This is a genomic window from Cohaesibacter sp. ES.047, assembly GCF_900215505.1.
Lineage (GTDB): Bacteria > Pseudomonadota > Alphaproteobacteria > Rhizobiales > Cohaesibacteraceae > Cohaesibacter.
Genome location: NZ_LT907844.1, coordinates 1532084 through 1552750, shown reverse-complemented (window position 1 = coordinate 1552750; position 20667 = coordinate 1532084). Strand labels below are relative to the sequence as shown.

Annotated in this window: 26 protein-coding genes; 17 read left to right on the top strand and 9 right to left on the bottom strand. The window is 54.3% G+C overall.

Annotated elements, in window-relative coordinates:
• Window positions 1-455 precede the first annotated feature (455 nt).
• Entirely contained in the window at window positions 456-1190 is a 735-nt protein-coding gene (locus tag CPH65_RS07000; RefSeq protein WP_096176280.1) for a Crp/Fnr family transcriptional regulator, read from the bottom strand.
• 127 nt (window positions 1191-1317) lie between these two features.
• Between CPH65_RS07000 and CPH65_RS06995 the strand changes: the two genes are divergently transcribed.
• The 8 genes from CPH65_RS06995 (at window position 1318) to hflC (ending at window position 5950) form a co-directional block, all read left to right on the top strand.
• Complete coding sequence (locus CPH65_RS06995; protein ID WP_096172835.1) at window positions 1318-1554, top strand: hypothetical protein; 237 nt, start codon at window positions 1318-1320, stop codon at window positions 1552-1554.
• Between the two features lie 165 nt (window positions 1555-1719).
• Entirely contained in the window at window positions 1720-1998 is a 279-nt protein-coding gene (locus CPH65_RS06990) for a hypothetical protein (RefSeq protein ID WP_096172834.1), read from the top strand.
• Window positions 1999-2088: 90 nt separating this feature from the next.
• Window positions 2089-2316, top strand: coding sequence for a hypothetical protein (locus CPH65_RS06985; protein WP_096172833.1), 228 nt, complete (start codon window positions 2089-2091; stop codon window positions 2314-2316).
• Window positions 2307-2573 carry a DUF1488 family protein gene (locus tag CPH65_RS24975; RefSeq protein ID WP_096172832.1) on the top strand — a complete coding sequence of 89 codons (267 nt, stop codon included), beginning with the start codon at window positions 2307-2309 and terminating at the stop codon, window positions 2571-2573. Before CPH65_RS06985 ends, CPH65_RS24975 begins: the two co-directional genes overlap by 10 nt.
• A gap of 180 nt (window positions 2574-2753) precedes the next feature.
• On the top strand, window positions 2754-3104 hold the full coding sequence (locus CPH65_RS06975) for a hypothetical protein (RefSeq protein ID WP_096172831.1): 351 nt from the start codon (window positions 2754-2756) through the stop codon (window positions 3102-3104).
• A gap of 489 nt (window positions 3105-3593) precedes the next feature.
• Window positions 3594-3737, top strand: a complete 144-nt coding sequence (locus tag CPH65_RS23785) for a hypothetical protein (protein ID WP_172891473.1) — start codon at window positions 3594-3596, stop codon at window positions 3735-3737.
• A 117-nt stretch (window positions 3738-3854) separates the two neighbouring features.
• Window positions 3855-4922, top strand: coding sequence for an FtsH protease activity modulator HflK (gene hflK, locus CPH65_RS06965; RefSeq protein WP_096172830.1), 1068 nt, complete (start codon window positions 3855-3857; stop codon window positions 4920-4922).
• On the top strand, window positions 4919-5950 hold the full coding sequence (hflC, locus tag CPH65_RS06960) for a protease modulator HflC (protein ID WP_096172829.1): 1032 nt from the start codon (window positions 4919-4921) through the stop codon (window positions 5948-5950). Before hflK ends, hflC begins: the two co-directional genes overlap by 4 nt.
• Window positions 5951-6636: 686 nt before the next feature.
• On the opposite strand, the gene CPH65_RS06955 is transcribed toward hflC, so the two are convergent.
• Complete coding sequence (locus tag CPH65_RS06955) at window positions 6637-7656, bottom strand: IS110 family transposase (protein ID WP_096176279.1); 1020 nt, start codon at window positions 7654-7656, stop codon at window positions 6637-6639.
• Window positions 7657-7896: 240 nt separating this feature from the next.
• Window positions 7897-8718 carry a helix-turn-helix domain-containing protein gene (locus tag CPH65_RS06950; protein WP_096172828.1) on the bottom strand — a complete coding sequence of 274 codons (822 nt, stop codon included), beginning with the start codon at window positions 8716-8718 and terminating at the stop codon, window positions 7897-7899.
• A 157-nt stretch (window positions 8719-8875) separates the two neighbouring features.
• Here CPH65_RS06950 and CPH65_RS06945 point away from each other — a divergent pair, with 157 nt between their 5' ends.
• Entirely contained in the window at window positions 8876-9280 is a 405-nt protein-coding gene (locus tag CPH65_RS06945; protein ID WP_096172827.1) for a hypothetical protein, read from the top strand.
• A 24-nt stretch (window positions 9281-9304) separates the two neighbouring features.
• Here CPH65_RS06945 and CPH65_RS06940 read toward each other — a convergent pair whose 3' ends face one another.
• Genes CPH65_RS06940 through CPH65_RS06930 form a run of 3 tightly spaced genes read right to left on the bottom strand, consistent with a single transcriptional unit; the run spans window position 9305 to window position 11823 of the window.
• Entirely contained in the window at window positions 9305-10075 is a 771-nt protein-coding gene (locus tag CPH65_RS06940; RefSeq protein ID WP_197703974.1) for an SUMF1/EgtB/PvdO family nonheme iron enzyme, read from the bottom strand.
• A gap of 34 nt (window positions 10076-10109) precedes the next feature.
• Complete coding sequence (nirK, locus tag CPH65_RS06935) at window positions 10110-11342, bottom strand: copper-containing nitrite reductase (protein WP_371359437.1); 1233 nt, start codon at window positions 11340-11342, stop codon at window positions 10110-10112.
• A gap of 49 nt (window positions 11343-11391) precedes the next feature.
• Window positions 11392-11823: a pseudoazurin gene (locus CPH65_RS06930; RefSeq protein WP_096176276.1), complete on the bottom strand. Its 432-nt coding sequence runs from the start codon at window positions 11821-11823 to the stop codon at window positions 11392-11394.
• Between the two features lie 184 nt (window positions 11824-12007).
• On the opposite strand from CPH65_RS06930, the gene CPH65_RS06925 reads away from it, so the two are divergent.
• Complete coding sequence (locus tag CPH65_RS06925) at window positions 12008-12700, top strand: Crp/Fnr family transcriptional regulator (protein WP_172891472.1); 693 nt, start codon at window positions 12008-12010, stop codon at window positions 12698-12700.
• Here CPH65_RS06925 and CPH65_RS06920 read toward each other — a convergent pair.
• On the bottom strand, window positions 12684-12899 hold the full coding sequence (locus CPH65_RS06920) for a DUF1858 domain-containing protein (protein ID WP_096172825.1): 216 nt from the start codon (window positions 12897-12899) through the stop codon (window positions 12684-12686). The genes CPH65_RS06925 and CPH65_RS06920 overlap by 17 nt on opposite strands.
• 124 nt (window positions 12900-13023) lie before the next feature.
• On the opposite strand from CPH65_RS06920, the gene CPH65_RS06915 reads away from it, so the two are divergent.
• The 7 genes from CPH65_RS06915 to CPH65_RS06885 are packed head-to-tail and all read left to right on the top strand — an operon-like array spanning window position 13024 to window position 19196.
• Window positions 13024-13476 (top strand): cytochrome c, encoded by a 453-nt coding sequence (locus CPH65_RS06915; RefSeq protein ID WP_096172824.1) that lies wholly within the window; start codon window positions 13024-13026, stop codon window positions 13474-13476.
• Window positions 13477-13487: 11 nt separating this feature from the next.
• Entirely contained in the window at window positions 13488-14837 is a 1350-nt protein-coding gene (locus tag CPH65_RS06910) for a cbb3-type cytochrome c oxidase subunit I (protein WP_096172823.1), read from the top strand.
• 4 nt (window positions 14838-14841) lie between these two features.
• A complete protein-coding gene (locus CPH65_RS06905) occupies window positions 14842-15636 on the top strand; it encodes a CbbQ/NirQ/NorQ/GpvN family protein (protein ID WP_096172822.1) in 795 nt (264 codons plus the stop codon).
• 4 nt (window positions 15637-15640) lie between these two features.
• Window positions 15641-17542 carry a nitric oxide reductase activation protein NorD gene (locus tag CPH65_RS06900; protein WP_096172820.1) on the top strand — a complete coding sequence of 634 codons (1902 nt, stop codon included), beginning with the start codon at window positions 15641-15643 and terminating at the stop codon, window positions 17540-17542.
• A gap of 14 nt (window positions 17543-17556) precedes the next feature.
• On the top strand, window positions 17557-17730 hold the full coding sequence (locus CPH65_RS06895) for a protein NnrT (RefSeq protein ID WP_096176275.1): 174 nt from the start codon (window positions 17557-17559) through the stop codon (window positions 17728-17730).
• The gene (locus tag CPH65_RS06890) at window positions 17727-17966 is read left to right on the top strand and encodes an NnrT protein (RefSeq protein ID WP_096172819.1); all 240 of its coding nucleotides are present in this window, start codon (window positions 17727-17729) and stop codon (window positions 17964-17966) included. Before CPH65_RS06895 ends, CPH65_RS06890 begins: the two co-directional genes overlap by 4 nt.
• 39 nt (window positions 17967-18005) lie before the next feature.
• The gene (locus CPH65_RS06885; RefSeq protein WP_096172817.1) at window positions 18006-19196 is read left to right on the top strand and encodes an NnrS family protein; all 1191 of its coding nucleotides are present in this window, start codon (window positions 18006-18008) and stop codon (window positions 19194-19196) included.
• A 45-nt stretch (window positions 19197-19241) separates the two neighbouring features.
• Here CPH65_RS06885 and CPH65_RS06880 read toward each other — a convergent pair whose 3' ends face one another.
• Both CPH65_RS06880 and CPH65_RS06875 read right to left on the bottom strand, forming a co-directional pair.
• Window positions 19242-19505, bottom strand: a complete 264-nt coding sequence (locus CPH65_RS06880; protein WP_096172816.1) for a prolyl oligopeptidase family serine peptidase — start codon at window positions 19503-19505, stop codon at window positions 19242-19244.
• 79 nt (window positions 19506-19584) lie between these two features.
• Window positions 19585-20651 (bottom strand): IS630 family transposase gene (locus CPH65_RS06875; protein WP_096171592.1). Its coding sequence is split into 2 segments (ribosomal slippage): window positions 19585-20147 and window positions 20147-20651, totalling 1068 coding nucleotides; the frame shifts between segments, so codons are not numbered across the junction.
• Window positions 20652-20667: the final 16 nt, after the last annotated feature.

Genomic DNA, 20667 nt, shown 5'->3' with positions numbered 1-20667 from the left:
CGCATTGGCATTCTCTTTGAGGCGCTTTTGCAGCGTGGGCACTCTCGGAGGGGTTGGCGAAACCACTTGTGCAACTGCGAGCGTTTTCGCATGAAGTTCCAGCCGCTCGGCACTGAACAATTCTTCTCTGATTGGAGAGGTGTCTCTCCAAAGCTTGGAGGTTTGTCTATTTAGATTGGCAAGAAATGAACGAGGTATCATTGTAACCCTTTCACACTGTGCCACTGGCATGACAAAGCAATGCAGAAACCAATGGCCGCTGGCAGTCATTTCGCTTGAGAAAATTGGGAGACAAGAAGAATGATCTGCTTCTTTCCATGCGTCCGCACGGCATGAAGCCCGGACCACTTGCCAGAGGTCATCTGTGCAAGCTATCAGCCTTTTCAAAATGCCGCACTGATCGAGGTTAATGCTGCGGAGAAAGCCCAGGCGTGGAAACGAGTAGTCCGGTTGGTCTATGTCAGCAGAGGGCCAGCCTGATCGAGGTAGGATGAGTCAAAATCAGCAAATTCGACAAGGCGATCATAATTGTCAAAGACCACCTGCCCGTCGCGAAACGTGGCCATTCCGGCTTCTCGCAACTGTCTTAAAACCCGGTTGACATGCACCGCACTCAAGCCCAGCGTGTCGGCAAGCAGTGGTTGAGTGAGCGGGCAGGTAAATCCGGCTTTGCTGCGAGCCCCAATCAGGGAAAGACGAGCGTCGAGCTCAAGTAGAAAATGGGCCATGCGCTCTGCAGAATTACGACGCCCAATGTTGACCAGATGCTCGACCACCATGGCCTCATCCCTAGACAATGCCCAGAGCATAGCCATGGCGAGCCGTGGGTGTTGAGCAAAGGTATCGAGAAGGCGAGGTATCAAGATTTCACACACTTCAACTTCTGTTATGGCTTCGATATTGTGATCAGAAGTGTGAAACAAAACACTTCTTACTCCCAAAAAATCACCCGGTATCTGGAAATCAACTATTTGCCGGGTCCCGTCAGCCTGAATTTTGTAGGAGCAGACCCAGCCACTCATCAAAATGAAGGCAGCCTGATTTGACTGACCTTGATGCACCAGATCCTGCCCAACTCGAACTTTCCTGCTCTGTTTGAGAAGTTGTCCCAAAATCTCTAGTTCTTGTTCGGAAAGTCGAATGAAAGCGCTTAGTTTTTCTGCAATTGGCGTGTTCAGGATCGTCTTCATAGCATCGCCACGCTTTTGGTCTTCAGAGAAATACCTCAAGATGCTGATCTTGATCAGTCCACCATATCCGAATGTTTGGGAAGATAGGAGAAATAAATAGGCGCCAAATTCTTGATGGGACTAAAACATGAGAGAGACACAACTTGTTGCTGGGGAGGCGGCTCTTTCGATCTGCGAGTCGCTTCTTTTGGCGCTGAATGATCAAAAGATCATGACGGAAGCCCAGGTCCTTGGGGTTTTGGAAGATGCGGCGGCTGCACATGAGAATGCGATTAAAGACGCTTCGGATCCCGAAGCACATCGCCAGATCTCGGATCTGATCAACAAGATCATCACAGGAGGGAATTCGGTAAGGAATCGATAGCCGGCAATGGTGGCGTGTCTGGGTATTGTTTGCGCGTCGTTTCAGCCCAAGAGCTTCTGGTTTCATATCCTATTCATTGAGATAGCGCCGAAGCAAATAGTCGATCTCTTTGAGGCGATAATCTGGAGAGTACTCAAGTAACCATCCCCTTCCAAGGAGGATCAAATGCAGAACCGCGTTACAACCTCAATTATCCATTTCGATCATCCATTCCAGTTTTCCGGATCCGACAAGTCCTATCCTCCCGGCGACTACAAGCTCACTCGAGAAGACGAGGCAATAGAAGGCATCTCATGGATGGCATATCGCTGCAAATCCATTTGCATCGACGTCCCTTCCATCGGCCGCGCCAAAGGCAAAACGGAACGATATACTGTCGCTCAGGACGAACTGACTGCGATGGTTCACCGGGATTCCAGCTTTTCAGAACGCTCGCTGAGCTAAACAGGCAGGCAACGAGATCAATTCATCAATGAGGGAAAATTCGGATCTGTCTAAATCTCAAACAACGAGTCAAAAGCAAAGGTGACATCAATGAAGAAAATAATCGAGGCGTTGCGTTCGAAACAAACCCCGGTGACATTGTGCCTATGGGAGGAAGAAGGAGGCGCCATCGAGAAACCGCACCAGAGAGAGACTGGTACCGTTGCCCGGCCATTGGACGGATCGGAAGAAAGTACACCTATGCGACCAAAAGCCAACATCCTTCAAAAATCCAATAAAGAGAGGGCGTTTTTCAGCGTCGAATCATCATGGGCTTAGTCTTTCCAAACCAGACCTGCAACGTGGATGAAGACGCAGGGATTGTTCGATTTTCCGGATATGACGGCCTGATGGAAATCCGCTTTTCCATGACGCTAGAAACGCTTGATCATCTTACGAAAACCTATGGCGAAGAGCGCCAACCACATAGGCAAGCCTTTGAAAATCTGAGATCTCGCATTCAGAATGCCGCAATACGCACCTATAACAGGACAAGGAAATCTTTCTACAGATTAGGAGCGGATTCCAATTTCTAGGCGCGTGTCCTGCTCTTTCGAACTGAAGCTCAACAGGGTTGGTTGCGAGGTCCCGACCAGCAAGAGACCGCGTCCAAGCTGCAAAAAGTCTTTCTAGGCTAACCTTGATCAGTACCTGTTCTGCTGAGGAGAAGTAACCTGCTCTTAGAAAAGCGGTGCTTCTGCCGCAGGAGAATGAACATGAAATCCCCTGAATGGCTAAAACCTGGACTATATGGAGCGGTGATTGGCGCAGTATGCGTTGGTGTGATAGGCTTTGCATGGGGTGGCTGGATGACAGCGTCTGGCTCCAACAAAATGGCAATGTCCATGGCTCATGACGATGTGATCGCAGCCCTTGTTCCGGTCTGTGTCGATCAGTCCAACGAAGACCTGAATCGTCAGGCAACCCTCACCAAAATCACGGACGCATCGAGCTACAAGCGACGTGACGTTGTTATGGAGAGTGGCTGGGCGACTGTTCCGGGAGCAGAAAAGCCCAACCGTGATTTGGCTCAAGCCTGCCTCATTGCGCTTAAGCTCGACAAATAGCCGACTCAGACGCAGGCTTGTCATGCATCTCTATCTGTCATGGCCGTTATTGCGAAAGTGGTCCGCTTTCTGAGAAAACATGGCTACTTGAGACGTTAAGGCCCTGCAGGGTATAAATTCAGGCAATATGTGACTGCGTCCCCTCACAAAAATCATTCGGAACGAACACGAACGAGCCACACGCAACGCATCTGGATCGATGGCAGAATGCAAAGGCGTCTGTCGCGATTTGCTTACCTGGCCATCACCCTTTGCTAGTGCCTCAACATACCCGCGCGTTATTGTACTGGCTATCTCAGTGACATCGTAGAACAAGGCCCGTTATCCACTCGGTGATTTTGCCGCATCGATGGAACTCTATTTCTCTGGCCACTGGTGGGTTTTTGACCCGCGCAACAATACCCGGCGCATCGGACGCATTCAAGGCCAAAAGTAAAGACCAATCAATATGAACTCCAAATTAATTTAGCAAAAACAAGGATGACTATTATGTCTTTCAAAGATCTGACAACCCGGGCCGCTGAGGCTGAAAAGACCAAAAAAACAGATGCCATAAAAAAAGACTCAAAGGTCACGCCAATTAATATTGGCCCTAATAAATCCACCCCAAAGCAGCAAAAGCCCAAGGGCTGAGCTCTCACCTCGAGGTGGTGTCGTGCATGACGAGCACACCATTTCAAAGGCATAAACTTCTCTAACCAATGCCATTGTTCATAGATGTTCCGTGTAACGACTATAGAAGGAAAGAGAATGCCTGATAAAAACAACGAGGCGAACAATGAAGGGCCATGGAGTCCCAAGGGGCGCTCCGACCCCGGCAACCTAAACGCACTCTTCGGACAAGGGCTCTCGCAATTCGGAGACATTTTTCCCAATGGTCCGCCCCCCTTGCGCAATGTGATAATCGCTGCAGCCGTGATCCTGGCGGCACTGTTCGCATGGTCATCATACTTCACGGTTCCAAGCGACTCGATTGCCGTCGTACAGCGATTTGGGAAATACTCTTCAGAAGTACCTTCTGGTCTCCATTTCAAGCTCCCCTTCGGCATCGACGTCGCAACGATCGTCCCGATCAAGCGGCAGTTGAAACAGGAATTCGGCTTCACCACACCGGGTGCCAACGACGCCTACCAGACCCCGACGGACGGGCGGCTCGAAACAGAAATGGTCACCGGAGATCTGAACGCTGCTCTGGTTGAGTGGGTTCTGCAATACCGGATTTCGGACCCGGTCAAGTTCTTGTTTGAGGTGCGCGAACCCCGGGCGACCCTGCGCTATGTGTCTGAATCAGTCATGCGTGAGGTGGTAGGCGATCGCACGGTCGATGAAGTCATCACCATTGGGCGACAAGAAATTGAAAGTGAAGCCTTATTGAAGATGCAGGCGCTTTCGTCAAAATATGCAATGGGCATCAGCATCGATCAGGTCCAGCTCAAGAATATCAATCCTCCCGGTCCGGTTCAGTCTTCCTTTAACGAGGTGAACCAGGCTCAACAGGAAAAAGAGCGGCTGATCAATGAGGCGCGACGCGAATATAACAAGGTTATTCCCCTTGCTGAAGGCGAGAAGGATCAGCGGATCCGAGAAGCTGATGGATATCGGCTGAAACGCGTCAATGAAGCCGAGGGAGATGCTGCCCGGTTCTCCGCGCTCTATTCCGAATACAAGAAGGCTCCCGAGGTTACCCGCCGCCGGATTTATATCGAAACCATGCAGTCTGTTCTTCCAGGCATCAAGTCCAAGATCGTAGTCGATCAGACGACAGGTAGCATTTTGCCGCTCCTCAATCTTGGTAGTCAACAAGGAAGCCAGCCATGAAAATCACATCTGCAATTTTAGGACTGGTCACCATTGCTTTGGTCTTTGCTGTCAGTGGGTCGTTATACACCGTCAGCGAAGTGGAACAGGCCATTGTTACTCAATTTGGCAAGCCCGTGGGCGACCCGATCGTCACAGCCGGATTGAAGATGAAAGTCCCCTTTATCCAGGAGGTTCATCCTATCGACCGTCGCGTTCTGGAATGGGATGGCAGCCCCTCTGATATGCCCACCAAGGACAAGCTCTATATATCGGTAGATCTCTTTGCGCGCTGGCGAATTGTCGAACCACTTCAGTACTTTCTGCGCTTGCGGGACGAGCGCAGCGCTCAGTCTCGCCTTGACGACATTCTTGGTAGTGAGACCCGCAATGCGGTTGCCAAGCATGAGTTAATCGAGATCATTCGAACAACCAAGGATCGAACCCCCTTGCGCGACACGCTCCTGACGGACGAGGAACGAGCGCAGGATATCGGCGCACTGGTGCCAATCAGCAAAGGCAGAGCCCTTGTGGAACGACAGATATTTGAGGCTGCGGCAGAGAAAGTTGGCGTCTTCGGTATTGAGCTTCTTGATATCCGCTTCAAGCGCATCAACTACAACGAAAGCGTTCGGCCAAAGATCTATGACCGCATGATATCCGAGCGACGCCAGATTGCTGAGCGCTTCCTGTCTGAGGGAAACGGCGAAGCGGCTCGCATTCGAGGTAATCGCGTTAGAGATCTGAACAAGATTCAGTCTGAGGCCTATCGAGCGGTTGAGGAGATCCGCGGTGTGGCAGATGCGACCGCCGCCAACATCTATGCGAAGGCATACAATACCGATCTCCAAACCGTTGAATTCTATGAATTCACCCGCACTCTGCAGGCCTACAAAGACATTATTTCCGGAGAAACAACCCTCGTTCTTTCAACAGACAGTGACCTTTTCAAATTCGTCAAGGGAATGAAAACGGCTACTCCATCAACAACCGATCCGTCTTTAGTTCTTCCCGATGTCAAGTGGGGGACAAGGGGGCAAGACAAATAATGATGAGCTTCGGTTCGGCGATCAACCCCACTTGAGTGGTCCGGTCTGAATGTTGGAGCGTTGCAGGCCTTTGTTCCATCTAATTGATGGTTTCGGGCGCAGGCGAGCGATAACCCATGGGGTCTTCTGGAGATGGAATGCCGTCTCCAGCGTTCAGTTCAGCCAGCGGTTCTTACCCAGCAGGTTTCTAATTGAATCTAGTGGGCGACAACCGCATTTTACGAGCAACAAAGTGCTCTTTCATCTACAGAAAATGGCAGTGATCCTTCCGAACAGACCGCGACTGTCAAAACCTACCTCAAGATCTCTCGAATGGCTGCTTTGGCTGCCAGTATCAGAGATCAAACCTCCACGGCAGAAGTCCGCTTCCCGCCCGTTTTACTAGTTGGCTTATCGATGAGGCGTGAAATACGGCGCTACTGCAAAGGTCCGAAAGGTCCTGTGTGGATGGCTCCTTTTTTGCAAGTCCTATTTGGTGTTTTCCATTGTCAGAAGCGGTCTTGTGTTCGGCCTGTTGACGCGACATACATGGCCGCTGGCCCTGATGGTTTCCACTAACCAAGTCCCATTCCGCATATCGAACAGCTAGCGTTCGGGACCTTTCTCGGGTTTCTTGGTTTCGGGCTGACAATTTCCATCACTTCGTGGGTCTTGCAATTATCCTATTTCGTTTGGTTTGTTTCAGTTCAGACTGTTCTTACCTTGTAAGGTTCGTTGCGCGTTAGGACTGCCCAAATCATTCGAGCTGTCTTGTTGGCCATGGCTATCGCAGCCAGCATGCGTGGCTTGCGCGACAACATATCTGCAAACCATGGATCGAATTTCTCCGGTTCTGCCTGGATTCTACGAATACGGGAAGTCATGCCGAGGAATAATAGACGACGAATATATTGGTCTCCCATCTTGGATATGTGACCTAACCGCTCTTTCCCACCGCTCGATTTGTTGAGCGGGGTAAGCCCCAGCCAAGCAGAAAACTGTCGGCCATTCTTGAATTGTTTGCCACTGCCAATCGTTGCAACAATCGCTGACGCAATAACAGGCCCAACTCCCGGAATTGTCTCAAGCAGCGCCACCCGGCTTTCATTCTTAGCAATTTGTTTGATCTGGCGAGTACAACGGTTGATTTTTTCATGTAGTTGCCGCAACAGCTCACAGAGTTCGAAAATCACATCGCTGGCAATTGAGGGAATGTCTGGCTGTTCTCCGTTCAGACATTCTTTTGCAAAATGTAACGCGTGATAAACACCCTGCGCGATGACAATGCCAAACTCACCCAATTGTGCCCGCAGCATATTGATCAACTGGGTTCGTTGTCGAACCAGAAGATTTCGAGTGCGATGAACCGACAATATTGCTTGCTGCTCCGGGGTCTTGATTTCAACAAATCGCATAGTTGGGCGGGTTACGGCTTCGCAGATAGCTTCCGCATCTACAGCATCAGATTTGCCGCGCTTTACATATGGCTTGACGTATGCAGGTGGGATCAGTTTGACAGGGTGACCTAAATTGCTAATTTCGCGTGCCCAGTAATGACTGGTACCGCAGGCTTCAATGCCAACTAAACATGGCTTGAGGCTTTTAAAGAATGCGAGGACTTGAGATCTACGCAAAGACCGGTTGAATGCTATCTTACCGTTGGCATCAATGCCGTGGACCTGAAATATGTTTTTCGCCAAATCAAGGCCGATTGTTGTAACTTGCATGGGGTGACTCCTCTCGAACAGCATATGACAATTGCAGTATGGCGCATTTCGGCGCCGGTGGTGCAGGAGCCATCCACACCATCCGCATTGCTGAAGTTTGATGATTGGATAGGCCGCGTTGCTGTCTACATCTTCTGAACCGTCCTCAATGATGCTGATCCAGTCTCTAGTAAGCTCTTGGCTTTGCACCAAAACCGGACGGGAACGCAAAAAGCTCTTGATCGTGAACCCATCATGTGGCTAGCGCTCACCGTGATCACGAGACACAGGCCCGAGCCGCTCGGCCATGTAGCGGCTTGGCGGTTTGCCGACCATCTTGCGGAACATGGTCACGAAACTGCTGGCGCTTTCATAGCCGAGATCCATCGCCACAGTCTGGACCGACTGGCCAGCGCTTAAACGCCGCAAGGCGAGGATAACATGCAACTGCCGGCGCCAGCGGCCAAAGCTCATGCCCACCTCTTCAGCCAGCAACCGGCTCAGGCTGCGCTCGCTGAGCGCGATGCGGGAGGCCCACTCCGCAACGGTTGCATGATCCGCGGGTGCCGCGATCAACAGGTCGGTAAGCTTCTTCAGGCGCTTGTCGCTGGGGATCGGGAGGCGGAGGTCTTCGACCGGCGCGGCAGCCAGCTCATCGAAGATAACGGACACGATCCGGCCGTCCGGACCGTCCACGTCGTAAAGCTCCGGCAGCGTGTTGGCCCGCATGAGCAAATGCCGGAGGAAGCTCGACACCGTGATCGTACAGCATTGGGTTGGCAGGTTCGGTGCCTCGGAAGGGTCTATGAAGAGGGAAATGCACTCCACCTCACCCGAGCCGAAAGCGCTATGGGGCAGCCCGCCGGGAATCCAAACCGCACATTGCGGCGGCACGATCCAGACCGCGTCGTCAACTTCGCAATTGATGACACCGCGGACCGTGAAAAGCAGCTGCGCTTTCTGATGGAGGTGCCGCGGCGATTGTTCCAGCGCCTCAAGGCTGGCGACCGCGTTGGCCGCGACGAGCGCGCGCGGGATATCATCGACATAGGCAAGCCAATCGCTACGGACGTCCAGATACATCAAGGGCCTCAGTATTTTTCGTTATGGCCGGATTAAAACATATAATGGCAGGATTGCGCAATGACGCCATTTGAAGGCTGACTTAGTGTTTTCCGGCAGAATTGACATGTGGCGCGCCCCCCAAAGCGCCGCCATCCATCCCTCAAGGAGGCAAACCATGCCTTTGGACAACACAGATTTTCCGTTCGTCTGGATGAGCTATGACGAAGAGCCCGATCACGACCACGATGAGGACTTCGCGGCGCTGGAGGCGAGCTTTTCGCGCGGCACGCCATTCGTAATCCTGTCCGATAACGCGCCGACTGAGGAACACGAGCACAGTCAGGAAGAAAAGAAGCGTACCGTGCTATGGATGAAGAAACACAAGGCCGAACTGCAGACACTGGTGCTGGCGATGATCGTGATTGAGCAAAGCGCCACCAAGCGCATGGCAATGAAGGCTTTCGGTGTGGCCTTTGCCAAATTCTGGGGCTATCCGATGAAGTTCACCTCATCTCGCGAGGAGGCCATGGAGATCGCCAAGACGCTGCTGTCGGAGCACCTTGAGGCTGCAACAGCCTGACAAGCAACAGATTGGCCCGATAGGCTAGATTTTCTTGTCGGTTACCATACGGAACCCCAGATGCGGAGGCGGCGTTCCGACGGCGCAGCCGCCTCTGGCTGGGTCCCTGACCAGAAACGGGATGACAGCCATATGTTCGCCCGCCACATAGAAGGCGGGGCAACGTTCCTTGGACACCTTGCCGCCTTCACCCGCATAGCAATCGTCGGTCCATTCCCAGACACTGCCATCCAGATCGGCCACCCCTTGCAGGTTGACCGAGAAGCTGCCTTTCTTTTTGAGAGCGCGGGGTTTTCTGTCTGAGATGAGATAGTCCGATGCCCAGCGAAGGGATGGATCGGTAAAGATGGGATCCGGCTTTTCAGGCAACACATCCCTGGCCATAAATTCCCATTCTTGGGAGGTCGGCAGGCGGAAGGGATGATTGGCGCGCTGTGAGACCCAGTCAACATATTGGCGGATGTCGAGATAGTTCAGTCCGGTCGCGGGCGTGTCTGCAGCGCTGAGACCTCGGGACGGGCGAAGCTCTTCTGCACAAAAGCCCTCGGCGTGACAGACATTCCACTCCGCAACGGAGATTTCGTATTTCTGCACAAAGATGGCATGTCCATCCGGCAGCTTAACCGGCTTTTCTGCCATTTGCGGCACATAGGCGGGATTGGGGGCGGAATTGGGCTGAGAGCCGGAGCGGTACACCAGGTATATCGCTCCAGCGAGGCACAGCATCACCATGCACAGAACGAACGCGTTTCTTCCTTCGATCCTGACGCGGGGGACTTTGGGGATGCTGATCATGGTCTTGGTCCTTGGGTGGTCTGACTTCCCGGGATTAGACTTCGGTTGAGCGGGGTGCGACAACTTGCTCCATCAAGGCGTTGTTCCACTCACCATCGACGACGAAGTGAGCGGTGGCACCGAGCAAGGCGGCCTCGATGAGATTGTGGTTCACATAGGCGTAGACGCCGGGCTGCTGGAAGGTATACATCGCCACCCCTGCACTGCCGCCACGAATGAACCAGCTTTCAAGACCGGTCTGCGGCGCGTCGGAGAAGGAGCCAGCTTCCCAGACATAGTCCCCATGTCCCCCGATCAGATGCGGACGGGTGTCGCGGTTTGCCTGATTGTGGATCATCAGAACGGTCTCGCCGACCTTGGCACGCAGGGCGTTATCACCTGTCAGCGCCCCTACCGAGCCGTTGAAAACGGAATGGGTCGGCACAAGCGTGCGCATCGCGTCGATGCTGTCGCCATAATCATCACCTGCGGACTCGTAGGTCTTGTAATCTCCATTCTCGTCCTGTGGCAGATAGAAGTCCTGTTCACCGATATAGGCGATGCGGTCGTAACGCAGCGGATTGCCATCTCTGTCCTTGAGCCCATCACGCGGCAGCACCATGACGGCACCGTTCATGCCGTGGGTGACATGGTAGGGGATCATCGCCCCGCCCGGTGCGCAGTGATAGGTGAAGCAGCCCGGTTTGGTTGCTTTCCAGCGCAGCACTGCTTCCTCGCCCGGATAGACGTGGGTCAGGCCGCCGCCGCCCAGCGCGCCGGTGGATGCGTGGAAGTCGATATTGTGCTCCATGATACTGGTTTCGGGATTGCGCAGGGTTAGTTCGACATAATCGCCCTCATGCACGATGATCAGCGGTCCGGGGACAGATCCGTTATAGGTCAGTGCCCAAATGCTCGCCCCGGTGTCTTCGTCAACCGTGATCAGGCGTTCTTCCGTCACCAGTTCGATTTCAACGATCTTGGGACCACCTTTTGCCACCTGATCATGTTTGGGTGCGAACGGCGGGTCTACAAGCTCTTGCTTGACGCGGGTGTAGTCCGACAGATCAACCGGGTTGGTCTTGGCTTTGGTCTGAGCGTCGGCCTCTGCTGCGACAAACTGGACGGACGGTGTGCGCGGCTTGACGGAGCGCAGATGCGGCATCGCGGCTTGTGTGGATGCGGTGCTGGCTCCGACGGCGATGGCAGCGGCTCCTCCCATCAGGCCCCCTCGCAGAACGGCACGGCGATTCAGGTCGATATCGGTTTGGGTTTTGGATTTAGGCATTTGTTCCTCCGGTCTCCTAATCCGTTTAGGTGTTTTAACGCATCACAACTTATAGGTTTGAGAGTTGCGCCTCGAAGCGCTTCTTTGCTTTCTTGGGAATGCGGCCTTCAAGGAAGGAATCCGGTGCTGTCTCGATGTCGCCCACCGCAATGGTCATCACCATACCCATGGCGAAATGCGGTTTGCATTCGATGGCATAAAGACCCTCTTTTGTCAGGGAGACTTCGAACTCCTTGCTCATCTTGCCTTTGAACGGTTCAGCCCCTTCCGGGATGCGGTCCTTGATGGTCTGGGCATTGTGTCCCTTGTCTGTGGGAACGAACCGAACCGTGTCACCGCTGGCGATGCGCACGAAATCAGGTTCAAAGACCATGCGTTCCTTACCGCTCTTGTTGAGCATCTTCACTTCAAAGGTTTCAGCAACAGCAGCCGTGCCCAGAAGTCCGGTCAGAATTGCTGCGGTGGTCAGAATACGTAACATTTTGGGCATCCTCTTCGTTTTTATGTCTGTTGTTGATGTTGAGGGTACCGCTGAGGGAGAATAGAACGTTGTGCTGGCACAACCTTCTTGATGATAATCCTGATGGCAATGGAAATGAGCGGTGGAAGTTCTTGTCTCGAACCGCTAGAAATTGCCTATGGGAGAAGATAAACCACACAAAACCTTGCCGCGGCTCGATGAAAGCCTGTTGACGCACATTCCGCCGTTTTCGCGTCTGAACCAGACAGAGATTCGCGAGATTCTCGATCAGGCAAGTTCGCGTCGCTATGAGGAAGGTGGTGCCGTTTTCTCTGAAGGCGCAGTAGCAGATCGCTTTTTCATGCTGCTGGATGGCTATATTCGTGTGATCCGGGTGACGGAAACCGGCGAACAGGTCATCGCGCTTCATATCCCGTCCGGGCAATTGTTCGGTATTGCCAAGGCTCTTGGTCGAGACACCTATCCAGCCACGGCAATGACCGCATCAGAGGCGATCATCCTAAGCTGGCCAATGTCGCTATGGGATCGCTTTGCTGAATCGTATGAAGGCTTTTCGAGCGAAACCTACAAGCTGGTGGGCAAACGGGTTGGCGAGATGAATATGCGGCTCGTCGAAATGGCAACGCAGCAGGTCGAACAGCGCGTAGCAAATGCCCTCATGCGTCTGATCAATCAGACCGGACGCAAGGTGGAGGACGGGATCGAGGTTGATTTCCCGATCACGCGACAGGATTTGTCGGAAATGACGGCCACGACATTGCACACTGTCTCGCGCTTGCTCAGTGGCTGGGAAAAGCAGGGGCTGGTCAAGAGCCGCCGCAAGCGCATTCTTGTCACCGACCCCCATGGCCTGATGCTGCTCAGTCAGCAGCGTTGATCGCCTCGCTCAGCTCCAAGCGGAAGCTCTCTTCCTCAAGCCCATATTCGGCACAAGCATCTTCTATGGTGTGAAACGGGTTTACCAGACATCCCACACACAGCATTTTGTGACGCAGAAAGACTGAGATCGTCTGCGGCCAGATCTTCATGACTTCATCCAATGCGAGGTCCGGATTATCAAGAGTTTTGTCAGGCATCTGGCCCCTCCTCCCGATCCCCATGCTAGCGATGTCATCGTTCCAAACGTTGTTCCAGCACAAACTTCTCCTTCACGATCCACGCTAGCTATTGCGGTATTCCCGATTGATTTGGAGGCCGTAGATGGCAGAAATACTGACAAAATCGCGGGCAAGGAATGTGTTTTACGGAGGCTCCCTTTTCTTCGTTGCCGTCTTTATCGCCCTCACAGTGCATAGCCACTTTTATGTACTCAATAATTCAACATCCAAGTTGCCACTGACTGAAGAAGTGGTCCTCGGCAAGCGGGTCTGGGAGAAAAACGCCTGCATCAATTGCCACACATTGCATGGCGAAGGTGCCTATTTCGCGCCCGAAGTCGGCAATGTCATGACCCGTTGGGGTGTTGCCGATGATCCCGAAGGGGCGTTCGAAACCTTGAAGGGCTGGATGGAAGCCCAGCCGTCCGGCATCGAGGGACGCCGCCAGATGCCCAATTTCAACCTGACTGACGAACAGATCCGCGGCCTTGCCGAGTTCCTGCGGTGGGCTGATCATACCGATACACAAGGCTGGCCGCCGAACGACGCGGGCTGAGGGAGACGACTATGAAATATCAATCTCAAAAGGTGGCCAAGGCCTATTTCTATTGCGCCATGGCCCTGTTTGCCGTGCAGGTGCTCGGTGGGCTCGTTGCGGGCTGGATCTATGTCTCGCCCAACTTCCTGTCGGAGCTTCTGCCGTTCAACATCATCCGCATGATCCATACAAACGCCCTGATTGTCTGGCTGCTGCTCGGCTTTTTCGGTGCTGCGTATTTTCTGGTGCCCGAGGAGGCCGAGCGTGAGCTTTTCTCGGTGAAGCTAGCCTATATCCAGTTGATCCTACTGATGGTTGGCACATTGGGTGCGGTCGCCGGCTATCTTGTTGGCATTCATGAGGGCCGAGAGTTTCTTGAGCAGCCACTGTGGGTCAAGTTCGGGATTCTGGTCGCCGCGGTGATCTTCCTGATCAACATTTCGCTGACCGTTCTCGCGGGCCGTAAAACAGCCATCACGAATGTGCTTTTGATGGGGCTGTGGCTTTTGTCCCTGCTCTGGATCTTTGCCTTCATCAATCCCGAAAACCTCAGCCTTGATAAAATGTACTGGTGGTTTGTGGTCCATCTGTGGGTCGAGGCGACATGGGAGCTGGTGATGGCGGCAATCCTTGGCTACCTGATGCTCAAGCTGACCGGCGTTGATCGCGAAGTGGTTGAAAAATGGCTCTATGTCATTGTTGCCACCGCCCTCTTCTCGGGCATTCTCGGCACCGGACACCATTTCTACTGGATTGGCCTGCCCGGATACTGGCAATGGATCGGATCGATCTTCTCGACGTTCGAGGTCGTGCCCTTCTTCCTGATGATGTCCTTTGCCTTCGTCATGGTCTGGAAAGGGCGCAAGAACCATCCCAACAAGGCCGCACTGCTGTGGTCGCTCGGTTCTTCAACGGTTGCCTTCTTCGGGGCTGGCGTCTGGGGCTTCCTGCACACGTTGCATGGCGTCAACTTCTATAGTCACGGCACGCAGATCACCGCGGCCCACGGACATCTGGCCTTTTTCGGGGCCTATGTGGCGCTCAATCTGGCGGTCTTTACCTATGCGATGCCGATGCTGCGCAACCGGGATCCCTATAATCAGGTGATCAATATGGCCAGCTTCTGGCTGATGACCGGCGGCATGTCTTTCATGACCTTCGTTCTGACCTTCGCCGGAACCATCCAGACCCATATGCAGCGGGTGGTCGGCGACTATTACATGGAGGTTCAGGACAGTCTGTCGATCTTCTATCTGATGCGCTTTGGTGCAGGCGTTGCTGTGGTTCTGGGCGCCCTGTTGTTCATCTATGCGAACGTTGTGGTGCGCAAGCGTGAGATCATCAAACCCGGTTCGGCCAATCCGGCGGCGGGAGACTAGGGAGATGACCATGCACTTGCAACGCCAGATCCCCTATTATCATCCGACCGGTGCGGAATGCGATCTCTTCGAGACCGCCTATGACAAAGGTTTGCCCCTTCTTTTGAAGGGGCCGACCGGCTGTGGCAAGACGCGTTTTGTCGAGCACATGGCCGCGCGGATGGGCAAGAAGCTATACACCGTTGCCTGCCATGACGATCTGTCGGCTGCCGATCTGATCGGCCGCTATCTGCTCAAGGGCGGACAGACCCAATGGGTCGATGGCCCACTCACCCGGGCGGTTCGTGAAGGCGCAATCTGCTATCTCGATGAAATTGTCGAAGCGCGCAAGGACGTCACCGTGGTGCTGCATCCGCTCACGGACACACGCCGCACACTGGTGATCGACCGGACGGCGGAAGAGCTGGTGGCACCAAGAGGTTTCATGCTCGTTGCCTCCTATAATCCAGGCTACCAGAGTGTGCTCAAACGGCTGAAGCCTTCCACCCGGCAACGGTTCCTGTCGATGTCGTTCGACTTTCCAGATCCGGAAAGTGAAATCACCATCATCGCCAGCGAAAGCGGTCTGGAAGCTGGTCGCGTTGCGCCCCTTGTTCGTTTGGCTGGCCATATCAGAGCCTTGTCTGGCATGGATCTGGAGGAAGGGGTTTCAACCCGACTGCTGATCTATACCGCCAAGCTTGTGGCGGGCGGCATGGGCATTGATGAAGCTATCAACGTCGCAATCATCGAGCCTTTGACCGATGAACCCGATGTGCAGACTGCTCTGCGCGATCTGGTCTCAACCATCTACGGATAGTGCCATGCATCTGCTCGACTTGATGGAACCGGAAGAGACCGTTGGCAACCTCTGGCACGAAATGGCCAGTAGTATGGGTGTCGAGGTCGGCTTTCCGGATGATGCGGTCTCACTGGACGGGCTGAGCGGCAGTCTCTTGTTGCTGTTCCGCGCACTGGGTGGCAGCGTCTCCGTTGAACTGGTGCCATCTCCGGCAACGGTGGTAAAGCATCGACGGACCAATTTGCGAAAACTCGGTGCAGAGCGAGATCGGGAATGGGTCGCCGGCTTTGACGGGGAGCGCCTGCGGCTACCGCCAGTCCTTGCCGCCTTTCCTGACGCTCAGCTCAATCGCGCCTGCTATTTCTGGCTGACGGCTCTGGCTGCGTTGCACCGGCGTTCGGACTGCGCCGCCTTCTCACCGGACGCCTTCGGCCCGCAGGCAGATCGCGCCCAGGTCCGCGCCAATCAGATCGCCACCGAACGCGCTCTTGAGGCCTGTCCCGGTCTGGCCCGATCATTCCGGCAGATGTGCCTGTTTCATCTTCAACAACGGCGCTCGGTACCAAGAGCTGGCATTGAAGCGCACATTGAAGAAGCGGTCGTTGCCGCGCTCAAGGGGCTGTCTGTGACAGAGCCGGCACCCTCTTCTGAGGCTGGGCGGGGCTATGCGCCCTTCATGATGCCAACGGTCTGGCTTCAGTTCGATCCCCAAGCCTCGGGCACGCCCAGCCATGAGCAAGCGGCGGACGATGCAGTCAAGGCCCCTTTGGGGGCCGTCACCTCCAGCAAGGTGGGCGAGCGCAAAGAGCAGGACCAAACCAACCGCAAAGACTCGTTTGTCATCCACCGGTTTGAATCGATCCTGTCGTGGGTCGAGTCCATGAATATCAATCGCAGTGTTGATGATGATGATCTGGACAACGCCCAGAAGGCCGCCGAGGATCAGGACCGCCTCACCTTGTCAAAGCATGACAGGCGGGTTGCCTCTCGTCTCAGGCTCCATCTCGACCTTTCACCGGCCGACGCTCTGCATGAAAAACTGGCTGGTGAGCATATCTATGATGAATGGGATCACAGGGCAAGCCGCTATCTGGACGGGCATTGCCGGGTTCTGGAAGCGCCTGCGCATCCTGACGCTGGTGACACGTTCGTTGCGGATCCGCGCCGCATCAGGGCCGTTCGACGGCAATTCGAGGCCTTGAGACCCAGACGAAAAATCCAGCCGCGCCAGATTGACGGGTCTGAACTGGATCTTGATGCCATGATCTGCATGCAGACCGACCTGATGGCAACAGGCTATGGCAGCGACCGGATCTGGCAGGATGAACGCCAGAGCGAGCGGGATCTGTCTGTGGCTTTCCTCATCGATACGTCTCGGTCGACCGAAGCTGCGATTGGCGATACCTCGGTGATCGATGTGGCCAAGGATGCCATGACGGCACTCGCCTATGGCATCGATGCGGCGGGGGATCATCTGGGAATCTGGAGCTTTTCCTCGCTCAAGCGTGACCGCGTGTTTGTCACCAAGGTCAAAGACTTCGCCGATCCGATGGCCGCGAGGATCGCCGACAATATCGCGTCCCTCAAGCCGGGGCACTTTACCCGCCTGGGCACGGCCATTCGTCATGTCGCCAGCAAGCTCGAATCCCAGCCATCAGCGCGAAAACTGCTCATTGTTCTGACCGATGGCAAGCCCAATGACCTTGATCACTATGAGGGACAACATGGCATTGAAGACAGCCATATGGCCGTGCGTGAAGCAAGACGCGCCGGGCTCACTCTGCACGGCGTCATCATCGATGAAGATGGACAGGACTGGTTTGCGCGGATCTTCGGGCGGGGCGGTTTTACGCTGCTGCCACACCCTGAGCGCCTCATTCGTGCTTTGCCAGAAATCTATCGCACTCTGACAAGAGACCAATGAAAGGGAAGTTTGAAATGCGTTACCTTGTTTTTGCGCTCACTATGCTGCCCACCCTTGCTGTGGCCGCACCTTATGATCGCCCCATCCCGCAATCTCAGTCAGCGCCAGCGGAATTCTGGTTCGGTCTTGCCAGCGTGGCTCTGATTGTCGCTCTTTTTTGCGTGTATCGCATGGTGTCCCGCCGATGAGCAAGCAGGGCTGGTCAGTCAATCAGATCACGCTGGCGCTCTATCCCTTCGGGGCAGGCGCAATGGCTGTGAATGCCTTTTTCGCGTCCCTGATTGGCAGCTGGATTGGCGGTCCTGTTTTGTCCACGACTGCCGCTCTGGTCGCCGGTGCAATCATCGGGCTGCCCGCCACGTACTTCTTTGCGCGCCACATTCGCACGCTGATGGATCAGGCAGACCGCGATATTTGCTCCTGATCACTTGTTTTCCCTTTTTCAGAATCGAGACTGATTTCCATGGCCCGATCATCCGCAGAACAAATGAGACGCTGGCAGGGACCGGCAATCCTGAGCTACGGCTTTCGCCCCTTCTTTCTCTTCGGCGCCCTATGGGCTGCTGTGGCCATGGTGCTCTGGATCATGGCTCTGGCGGGACATCTCGACCTGCCAAGCGAGCTTGATCCGGTGTCATGGCACGCCCATGCCTTCCTGTTTGGCTATACGGGGGCGATCATTGCCGGTTTCCTTCTTACCGCTGTGCCCAACTGGACCGGACGTCTTCCTGTCGTTGGATGGGCGCTGGCTGGGCTCGTGGGATTGTGGGTGGCTGGACGCGTCGCGGTTCTCTTCTCCGATGCTTTGCCTTATTGGGCCGTTATGGTTGGTGACCTGGCGTTCCCGATTGTGCTAGCACTGATGATTTTGCGCGAAATCGTGGCAGGTAAAAACTGGCGCAACCTGATCATTCTGCTGCTGCTTGCCGTTTTCACGCTCGCCAACCTGTTGTTTCATCTTGACGTGCAAAACGGGGACTATGCCGCTCAAGGCTATGGCGCACGCTTGGGTCTTGCAGCCATCATGCTGATGATCTCCGTGATTGGCGGGCGGATCGTGCCATCCTTCACGCGCAATTGGTTGGTGCGAAAAGGGCGCGAACAGCTGCCGGCCACTCCCATGCAGACATTCGACAAGCTGGTGCTGTGGGCCAGCATTCCCGGATTTATCCTTTGGGTCTTGCTGCCTGAGGCTTTGATTACAGCTCTTGTCTTGATCATCATGGGTATCGGGCATCTGGTCCGGCTTGCGCGATGGAAAGGTGTGTTCACTTTTGCCGACCCGCTGGTGGCCATTCTACATGTCGCCTATGGGTTTATGCCGCTCGGCGCTGTGGCAATGGGGTTTGCTATCTCGCGTCCCGATATCCTGCCCGTTTCAGCCGCACAGCATCTCTGGATGGCCGGTGCGCTGGGCGGCATGACCTTGGCGGTGATGACACGGGCCTCGCTTGGTCATACCGGACGTCCTCTCCAAGCGGGTAGCGGAACAATGGTGATCTATCTTGCCATCATCGGGTCAACGCTTTTGCGCTTTGTTGCCGGTTTCTGGCCAGAGGACATGCTGTACCATTTGGCGGGTGGGCTTTGGCTCGTTGCCTTTGCTGGGTATGCGCTTGTTTATGGGCCCATTTTGTTGCGACCACGGCTCTAGTGACGGACTATTTGCAGTGGCCGCGCAGGGTGCGCGCATTGTCCTCTATTTTATCGTCTTGCTCTCGTTTGTTCGAGACAAAGACAGCTGCAGCCATAAGGCAGCCTGTTTGAGAACGGCCTCTAGATGCGAATGACCATCCAGGTCAATCATGCCATGGTCCAGCGTCGGATATTCCGAATAGGTGAGATTGCTGCGCCCATTCTGATTAAAAAGATCAACCGTTGCGCGCGCTTCAGAAGGCGGTACGGAGCTGTCGTTGCTGCCATGAATGAGAAGAAAATCGGTAGTCTGGTCTGCAGCGAGCATGTCGTCCACTTCTCGCTTGTCGATACGATCGGCCCAATACCGATAGGAATAGCCTGAGACAACCTCATACCAACGGCATTTAATTCTGACCTTCTTGAGCCCATTTTCTCATACCTATTGAATGGATGATGGTTGGGTTGGCGGAGAGGCTCTTCCATGCTTGGCAACCAGCATCAAGAATGGCGGCATAGTCTTCGAAGACCCGATTGGACAGGAAGGTACCGCGCAGATACTGCCAAATATTCTCAACTGGGTTCAGTTCCGGTGATTTGGAAGGCAACAGGAGGATGGTGATATTCTTGGGCACGTTGAGTCTGCTTGTCGTATGCCATCCGGCACGATCCATCAGCACCACGGCATGAGCGCCGCGCGCCACTGTCCTTGAGACTTCTTCGAGGTGCATTTGCATGGCCTGTGTATTTGCAAAAGGCATCATCAATCCCGCGCCAACGCCACGCGCTGGACATATTGCACCGAACAGATAGGCATTTTTATATCGCTGATCGGCTGGCAGACGTGGTCTGGTTCCCTTTTTTGCCCATAGTCGGGCCAGTCCATTCTTCTGACCAAGCCTAGCCTCATCTTGCCACCAAATCTCGATGGGCTTGTTCTTTGGCAAATGGCCTACATGCGCTGCCAACGTTGCGGAGAAGTTTTTTTGAAAGCATCAATGACTTCAGGCTTTTGTTCTGGATGTTGAGGTCGACCAGATATGCGCACATACCCCATGCGGCGCAAAAGATCCCGTACTCCACGTTCCTTGTAGGAGACCCCAAACCGCTCTTGGATCACACGCACCAGATCCTGGCTACGCCAGACAGAGACGCCGTCCTTCTCAGGATCAGGACCGGTTTCAACGATAGCAACAAACTCTTCGAGCTGTTCTGGGCTCAAGCGCATGGGAGCGCCGGTTGCTTTGATGTCGACAAGACCATCGGTGCCTTGCTCATTGAAGCGAAGAACCCAATCTCGCAAAGTCTGGCGGTCCATACCGCCGACTTTGGCGGCATCAGCACGGTTCATGCCGTCATAGACAGCCGCAATGGCCAGTAGGCGGCGGCTCTGTTTGGCATTGCGGCATCCTTTGGCAAGACGGCGCAAACTATCGGCGTCAAAAGCATCGCTAAGAATCAAAGCGGCAGACATGGCAAAATCTCCTTTG

Bases quoted from the DNA above. Each gene is read 5' to 3' on its own strand.
- CPH65_RS07000 (WP_096176280.1), bottom strand. From the start codon at position 1,190: ATGAAGACGATCCTGAACACGCCAATTGCAGAAAAACTAAGCGCTTTC.
- CPH65_RS06995 (WP_096172835.1), top strand. From the start codon at position 1,318: ATGAGAGAGACACAACTTGTTGCTGGGGAGGCGGCTCTTTCGATCTGC.
- CPH65_RS06990 (WP_096172834.1), top strand. From the start codon at position 1,720: ATGCAGAACCGCGTTACAACCTCAATTATCCATTTCGATCATCCATTC.
- CPH65_RS06985 (WP_096172833.1), top strand. From the start codon at position 2,089: ATGAAGAAAATAATCGAGGCGTTGCGTTCGAAACAAACCCCGGTGACA.
- CPH65_RS24975 (WP_096172832.1), top strand. From the start codon at position 2,307: ATGGGCTTAGTCTTTCCAAACCAGACCTGCAACGTGGATGAAGACGCA.
- CPH65_RS06975 (WP_096172831.1), top strand. From the start codon at position 2,754: ATGAAATCCCCTGAATGGCTAAAACCTGGACTATATGGAGCGGTGATT.
- CPH65_RS23785 (WP_172891473.1), top strand. From the start codon at position 3,594: ATGTCTTTCAAAGATCTGACAACCCGGGCCGCTGAGGCTGAAAAGACC.
- hflK (WP_096172830.1), top strand. From the start codon at position 3,855: ATGCCTGATAAAAACAACGAGGCGAACAATGAAGGGCCATGGAGTCCC.
- hflC (WP_096172829.1), top strand. From the start codon at position 4,919: ATGAAAATCACATCTGCAATTTTAGGACTGGTCACCATTGCTTTGGTC.
- CPH65_RS06955 (WP_096176279.1), bottom strand. From the start codon at position 7,656: ATGCAAGTTACAACAATCGGCCTTGATTTGGCGAAAAACATATTTCAG.
- CPH65_RS06950 (WP_096172828.1), bottom strand. From the start codon at position 8,718: ATGTATCTGGACGTCCGTAGCGATTGGCTTGCCTATGTCGATGATATC.
- CPH65_RS06945 (WP_096172827.1), top strand. From the start codon at position 8,876: ATGCCTTTGGACAACACAGATTTTCCGTTCGTCTGGATGAGCTATGAC.
- CPH65_RS06940 (WP_197703974.1), bottom strand. From the start codon at position 10,075: ATGATCAGCATCCCCAAAGTCCCCCGCGTCAGGATCGAAGGAAGAAAC.
- nirK (WP_371359437.1), bottom strand. From the start codon at position 11,342: ATGCCTAAATCCAAAACCCAAACCGATATCGACCTGAATCGCCGTGCC.
- CPH65_RS06930 (WP_096176276.1), bottom strand. From the start codon at position 11,823: ATGTTACGTATTCTGACCACCGCAGCAATTCTGACCGGACTTCTGGGC.
- CPH65_RS06920 (WP_096172825.1), bottom strand. From the start codon at position 12,899: ATGCCTGACAAAACTCTTGATAATCCGGACCTCGCATTGGATGAAGTC.
- CPH65_RS06915 (WP_096172824.1), top strand. From the start codon at position 13,024: ATGGCAGAAATACTGACAAAATCGCGGGCAAGGAATGTGTTTTACGGA.
- CPH65_RS06910 (WP_096172823.1), top strand. From the start codon at position 13,488: ATGAAATATCAATCTCAAAAGGTGGCCAAGGCCTATTTCTATTGCGCC.
- CPH65_RS06905 (WP_096172822.1), top strand. From the start codon at position 14,842: ATGACCATGCACTTGCAACGCCAGATCCCCTATTATCATCCGACCGGT.
- CPH65_RS06900 (WP_096172820.1), top strand. From the start codon at position 15,641: ATGCATCTGCTCGACTTGATGGAACCGGAAGAGACCGTTGGCAACCTC.
- CPH65_RS06895 (WP_096176275.1), top strand. From the start codon at position 17,557: ATGCGTTACCTTGTTTTTGCGCTCACTATGCTGCCCACCCTTGCTGTG.
- CPH65_RS06890 (WP_096172819.1), top strand. From the start codon at position 17,727: ATGAGCAAGCAGGGCTGGTCAGTCAATCAGATCACGCTGGCGCTCTAT.
- CPH65_RS06885 (WP_096172817.1), top strand. From the start codon at position 18,006: ATGGCCCGATCATCCGCAGAACAAATGAGACGCTGGCAGGGACCGGCA.
- CPH65_RS06880 (WP_096172816.1), bottom strand. From the start codon at position 19,505: ATGCTCGCTGCAGACCAGACTACCGATTTTCTTCTCATTCATGGCAGC.